The organism is Halomonas sp. HNIBRBA4712, assembly GCF_043558675.1.
Lineage (GTDB): Bacteria > Pseudomonadota > Gammaproteobacteria > Pseudomonadales > Halomonadaceae > Vreelandella.
The window spans coordinates 1-4,327 of sequence record NZ_JBIFXR010000015.1 but is presented as its reverse complement, the minus strand read 5'-3'; the positions used below and the strand labels follow the sequence as shown (position 1 = coordinate 4,327).

Annotated in this window: 5 protein-coding genes; 1 reads left to right on the top strand and 4 read right to left on the bottom strand. The window is 53.7% G+C overall.

The window, feature by feature from the left end; genetic code table 11:
* On the top strand, positions 1-253 hold a 253-nt coding region (locus ACGK9R_RS17045; protein ID WP_394583507.1), incomplete at its 5' end, for a hypothetical protein.
* 18 nt (positions 254-271) lie between these two features.
* Here the strand turns inward: ACGK9R_RS17045 and ACGK9R_RS17040 are convergent.
* From ACGK9R_RS17040 to ACGK9R_RS17025, 4 genes are all read right to left on the bottom strand, one after another.
* The gene (locus tag ACGK9R_RS17040) at positions 272-946 is read right to left on the bottom strand and encodes a hypothetical protein (RefSeq protein ID WP_394583505.1); all 675 of its coding nucleotides are present in this window, start codon (positions 944-946) and stop codon (positions 272-274) included.
* Between the two features lie 4 nt (positions 947-950).
* Positions 951-2,552 carry an RHS repeat-associated core domain-containing protein gene (locus ACGK9R_RS17035; protein ID WP_394583504.1) on the bottom strand — a complete coding sequence of 534 codons (1,602 nt, stop codon included), beginning with the start codon at positions 2,550-2,552 and terminating at the stop codon, positions 951-953.
* Between the two features lie 57 nt (positions 2,553-2,609).
* Positions 2,610-2,855, bottom strand: coding sequence for a hypothetical protein (locus tag ACGK9R_RS17030; protein WP_394583502.1), 246 nt, complete (start codon positions 2,853-2,855; stop codon positions 2,610-2,612).
* The coding region (locus ACGK9R_RS17025) for an RHS repeat-associated core domain-containing protein (protein ID WP_394583500.1) at positions 2,842-4,327 on the bottom strand (1,486 nt) is incomplete at its 5' end. The genes ACGK9R_RS17030 and ACGK9R_RS17025, both read right to left, overlap by 14 nt.

Below are 4,327 nucleotides of genomic sequence, written 5' to 3'. Positions count from 1 at the left end.
TGCGCTGATTGTCGCTTTCCTCTCGCACGATGCGGTCGCCGTCCCAGCCGTAGCGGGTGCCGTTGTGTTGCGTGACGCGGTTGTCGGTCACCGGCTGCTGGCCGTCCAGCGGGTTGCCCGCAGCATCGACGGCGTAGCGTTGGGCTTGATCGCCGTGCTGGCTGCCGGTGGGACGGCCGGCGACATCGTAGTGGTTTGCGATAGCCCGAACGTATCCCCAGAGGACAGAAAGATTTACAAAAAAGAATATTAATAATGCAGAGCCCGATGACTATTTCTTTGAAAAATAACCTAATGCTTTTCCACATCCTTCTGCTAAGGAAGCAGCTGTTGGGCGGTAAATATCTAAGTCTCGATAACACCACCATCTTTCAGGGCCACTCAACCTTCCTTTGGCAAACATATATTTTGTTAAGATAAAAAAATATCTTGAGAAATGTCTTAGATGTGTTTTAGCCCCTGCTCGGCAAAAAACATGAAAATTCAAACTAGTAGCATGCCCTTTCTTGGCTGCTTCTTCAAAAAAAAATTTTGCATTAATAATATTATCTTTTTCTTTACCACCATAATAGTATTTTTCAAAATACATAAACCCTTTCTGATAATTTGCTTTGAAAGGACATATTTCACTAGCTTTATCAAAAAACTCGATTGCTTTATTTTCATCTACACTACCATAATACCCTCTTAAAAAGCCTAACCCAATCGCACAAAGTGCAACCGAACTCTTATTCACTCTATCATCCTTTAAAACCTTTAGGGGTGAATCACAATTTTGAGCACACCCCTTTCCCAGAGCCAAACACCAGCTCTCTAATACGATAAAATCAGGCTCTCCTGCCTTGGCCCTTAACGAAATTCTATTAAAAGCTTCAACATCACTCATTGAGCTAGGCCAAGAATTAGTTTTAAAATAAAAAATTGGATCATGATAAAGCTTTTTCATCACATCACCTTTTGCAACTCAAAACATCTGGTATCCTGGGCCTGGGGCGAGTATCTCGCTGCATTTGTTCAGTTCGATTACGCATATTTTCATCCGCCAAATCTTTTGCATCGGGCATATTAGGTGAAGCATCACTCATATTAGTTACTGCTTCGAAAATAACGTTCTGTGAAACTTCTTTAATGCACTGTCCAACAGGAGACCTATAGGCCACAGTAAGAGCAGCAGAGATAGCAGGTCCCTCTAGCACCGCTACACCAGCGCCCACTCCTGCTGCAGCTCCTACTCCTGCAGTTTTGACGCTTGTGCTTCGCACTCCAGCAAGTTGCTCCAGAGCATTTCGATCACTTTCATGTATAGCAAAGTGCGACATTGTACGAGGTGCTAATATTCCGAAGCCGAGCCCCCCTCTACTAGTTTGAACTTGATTCTCAAATAATCCCAATGGATCCACCGCCCCCATCGGATTAGTAACATACCCATACAAGTTCGTCCCTCCGTTGAGCCCAATCGGATCCTGACTCACATACCGCCCCTGCTGCGGATCATAATACCGATGCCGGTTGTAGTAGAGCCCTGATTCCTCGTCGTGCCACTGTCCCTGGAAGCGTATCGGCTGACTCGCACTGCCGCGCACATTCTTCACTGCTGCCCAGTCATCAGGCTGCCCCTGCCAGCGGGTTTCGCCGTTCGCGGCGACGAGCTGCATCGGGGTGCCGATCGCATCCGTGACGAAGGCGCTGAGTTGCTGTCCCTGTTGGGTATCATCAATGCGCAGCATCGGCACGAAGCTGCCCGGCTCGTAGACGATGGTCGAGCGCTGATTGTCGGTTTCTTCCCGCACGATACGATCGCCGTCCCAGCCGAAGCGGGTGGTGGCGGTGGTGCCGTTGGTGTGCTGCACGGTCTTGCTGATCCGGCGGCCCAAGGCGTCGTAGCGGTAGGCGGCCTGTGTGGTATGGCCGTAGGGGCTGGTGCGGGTGAGGCTTACCAGCCGGTTGGCGCCGTCATAGCCCATGGTCAGGCGCTCGCCGTCCGGCTGCTGCCGCTCGATCATATTGCCCGCGCCATCATAGCGGTAGCGGGCGCCGTTGTGTTGCGTGACGCGGTTGTCGGTCACCGGCTGCTGGCCGTCCAGCGGGTTGCCCGCTGCATCGACAGCGTAGCGGTGGGCCTGGTCGCCGTGCTGGCTGCCGGTGAGGCGGCCGGCGGCGTCAAAACTGTACGCAATCACCCTGGATTGTTCACCCAGCAGGGCGCGGAAGCTCATGCGGCCCAGGGCGTCGTACTGATATTGCTGGCTGCCGCTTTGCGCGCCGCGCAGGGTGAGGTGGTCCAGTTGGCCGAGGTTCGTATAACCGCGCTCCATAATCAGCGGCTGCGTCTGGTTGCTGCTGTCCAGGCTTAGGCGACGCTGAGTCTCCCGATGCAGGGCATCAGGCGTGAGATCAACCTCCAGATTTAGCTCGGGCGCGCTCAGTCCGTGCAGGTGGCCGCTGCCGTAGATGTGCCAGTTGAGCGCGAGCAGGTCGCCGAACTGACTCTGCTGCGGCGCGCCGTTGGCCACCCAGCGGTACTGCTCAGCGCTGGCTAAAAAGAGACTCAATATTTTTTGCGCTTTTAACCATTCCCCTCCGGGACCCTACACCTAATACATAAATACTTAATAGTATAAAATTGCCAACAGCATAGCTATCATAGCGGATATGTAATACCCGAAAAATATTGCAGCCAAGATATTTCTTAAAAATTTAGCTTTAATACCAAGCATAGGTATAAAAAACAATAAAAAAACAAAAGCTGCAGTCCAGTTAAAAGCTAGATATATATTTAAAGGGGCACTTGCCATCAAAGCACCTAACAATATAAACAAAAACTTATGTTTGCTTATTCTACTATTCAGCTCCATATAAACCATCTCCTAAGATTTCATCTACTGTGCGGCTCCCTTGTTCAACACCGTACGATATGTCTCCCATAGTAGCCAATGCTCCGATAGGGCTAAGCCATAGACCAACCCCTACTCTTGAGATAACTCTTCCCTGATTATACTCACAATAATTTTCAGGCTGCCTAGCCTCATGAATTATAGCTGAGTTGGCTAACTCTCTAGCATTAGGGTTAGTAACATATTCTTTTGCCGCAGCATCTATAATCCGGCCCTCTCTATTAGCGTTTCTTGCTTCATCTAACCCATATATTCCAACGCTTCGAGCTGCATATCTGAAAAATCTCTGTAGCCCTGTGCCTAAAGAAAGAACGCCATCAACCGCGCCATCAAGGCCACTTTGGTTTTCTGGGCAACCGATTACTGAGAATAACCCCAGCGGATCCACCGCCCCCGTCGGGTTTGCCACATACCCATACAAATTCGTCCCACCCTGCAACCCAATTGGATCCTGGCTAATATACCTACCTTGCTGCGGATCGTAGTAACGGTGGCGGTTGTAATAGAGCCCGCTTTCCTCATCGTACCACTGACCCTGAAAGCGAATCGGCTGAACGGTATTGGCGCGCTCGTTTCTCACCGCCGCCCAGTCGTCGGGCTGGCCTTGCCACTGCGTTTCGCCGTTGGCAGCCACGAGCTGCATCGGTGTGCCGATCGCATCCGTGACGAAGGCGCTCAGTTGTGAGCCTTGCTGAGTATCATCGATGCGCAGCATCGGCACAAAACTGCCCGGCTCATACACGATGGTCGAGCGCTGGCTCTCGCTTTCTTCTCGTACAATCCGGTCGCCGTCCCAGCCGTAGTGGGTAGTGGCGGTGTTGCCGTCCACCTGGCGCACGGTTTTGTTGATCCGGCGGCCCAGGGCGTCGTAGCGGTAGGCGGCTTCCATGGTAGAGCCGTAGGCGCTGGTGCGCGTCAGGTTTACCAGGCGGTTGGCGCCGTCGTAGCCCATGGTCAGGCGCTCGCCGTCCGGCTGCTGCCGCTCGATCATGTTGCCCGCGCCATCGTAGCGGTAGCGGGCGCCGTTGTGCTGCGTGACGCGGTTGTCGGTGACCGGCTGCTGCCCGTCGAGGGGATTGCCTGCGGCGTCCACGGCGTAGCGGTGGGCCTGGTCGCCGTACTGGCTGCCTGTGAGGCGACCGGCGGCATCGTAGCTATACGCTATCACCTTGGCCTGGTCGCCCTGCAGGGCGCGGAAGCTCATGCGGCCCAGGGCGTCGTACTGGTACTGCTGGCCGCCGCTACTTTGCGCGCCGCGCAGGGTGAGATGGTCGAGCTGGCCGAGGTTGGTGTAGCCGCGTTCCAGAATCAGCGGTTGAGCCTGGCCGTGGCCTTCCAGGGTCAGGCGGCGCTGGATCTCCCGGTGCAGGGCATCCGGGGTGAGGTCGATCTCCAGGTCCAGGCCCGGCGCGCTCAACCCGTGCAGGTGACCG